Raw genomic sequence first — 1,522 nt, 5'->3', positions numbered from 1 at the left:
TGGCCCGCCGATACCAGCCGCAGGCGCATCCCCTGGCCGGGCGCGCCCAGCGGGGTCATCTCGCCGTAGAGCATGGTCAGAAACCGCGTGCTGGTGTTCTCGTCCAGGATGGCCTTGTTCAGCCGGTCCATGATGTGGGCGGGTGAGAACCCTTCGCGGGCCAGCGCGCGCAGGGTGTGCCGCGCCAGGCCCGTGACCGCGGCGGCCTCGGGGCCGGTGCCGCACACGTCGCCGATGGCGAAGCACCACCGGCCGTCGGTGGCGAAGACGTCGTAGAAGTCGCCGCCCACCACGGTGCGCTCGTCGGCCGAGCGGTAGAACACCGCATGGTCGACGCCGGGGATGGCCGGCTCCTTCTCCTTGGCGGGCAGCAGACTGCGCTGCAGCGCCTCGCTCATCGAGGTCTGCCCCGCATACAGCCGCGCGTTCTCCAGCGCCGAGGACACCCTGCGGGCGAGGTCGTCGACGACGTCGACGTCGTCGCGGGTGAAGTCCTCGTCGGCGTCCTTGCCCAGGGTCAGCCGGCCCAGGGTCTGGCCGTGGGCCACCAGCGGCACGCTGATAGCGGGCCCTTCGGCCAGTTCCAGCAGCAGTTCGTCGACGAGCCCGGCTGCCGAGAGCGACTCGCGGCTCCACAGCGGGCGCGCCTCGCGCTGGATGTGCGGCGGCAGCTCGGTCAGCAGCGTGCGCAGCACGTCGTTGTAGTTCTCGTTGCGGTGGATGGCGTGCGTCAGCCGCGTGGTGCCCAGCTCGCTGGTGGACTCCACCGCGCACCAGCTGCCCAGCCGCGAGGCGACCAGTTGGCAGGCCAGAGCGGCGGTCATCTGCTCGTCGAGGGTTCCGGTCAGCAGGTCGCTGGCCTCGGCCAGGAAGCTCAGGCTGGCGCGGCGGGCCAGCTCGACCTCGGCCAGTCGCGCACGCTCGATCGGCAGCGCGATGCGGTCGGCGCCGTCCTGCAGGCGTTTGGCGGCGGTGTCGCCGAAGTGCCGGACGCGCCGCGAGGCCACGCCGATCAGCCCGGCGACACGGCCGTCGACGATCAGCGGCGCTGTCACCAGGGAACGCATGCCGGCCTGGGCGAGTTTGCCGCGGTGGGCGCGGGCGATCATCAGGTCGTCGTTGATGGTGGCGCCCGCCGCCGGCGTCACCGACGGGAAGGTCTCTTCGGTGCGGCTGCGGAACGGCCGCCAGGGCTCGTCGGTCAGGCCGGTGGCCGCGCGCAGGTCCCACTCGGTCTCGTCGGTGGTGGCCAGGGCGATATAGGCGGCGTCGCCGCCCAGCGCCGAGCGGGAGTACTCCACGGTGCGGTCGAGCAGCTCGGGCAGCGGCAGCCGCGCCGAGAGGGCGGCGTCCAGCGCCGCCCAAGGGTTGGGCCGGAAGGGCCGGCGCCGCGCGGGGCGTACCGGGTCCGGCGGCTCCAGCGACGTGCCTGCGGTTTCGCCGTCGGTATCCGGGTCCTTCGACGCCTCGCCGTCCTCGTCCCGGATGCGGAACCAGACGGCCTTGTCGTCCTTGCTGTAGC

Annotated in this window: 1 protein-coding gene; it reads right to left on the bottom strand. The window is 72.9% G+C overall.

Annotated features, from left to right (window positions below; genetic code table 11):
* A partial coding sequence (locus tag D452_RS0101110) for a SpoIIE family protein phosphatase (protein ID WP_017542328.1) occupies positions 1-1,522 on the bottom strand: 1,522 nt, incomplete at both ends.

Source organism: Nocardiopsis prasina DSM 43845, from assembly GCF_000341265.1.
GTDB classification, from domain to species: domain Bacteria; phylum Actinomycetota; class Actinomycetes; order Streptosporangiales; family Streptosporangiaceae; genus Nocardiopsis; species Nocardiopsis prasina.
This window is presented reverse-complemented; position numbering and strand designations above follow the sequence as displayed.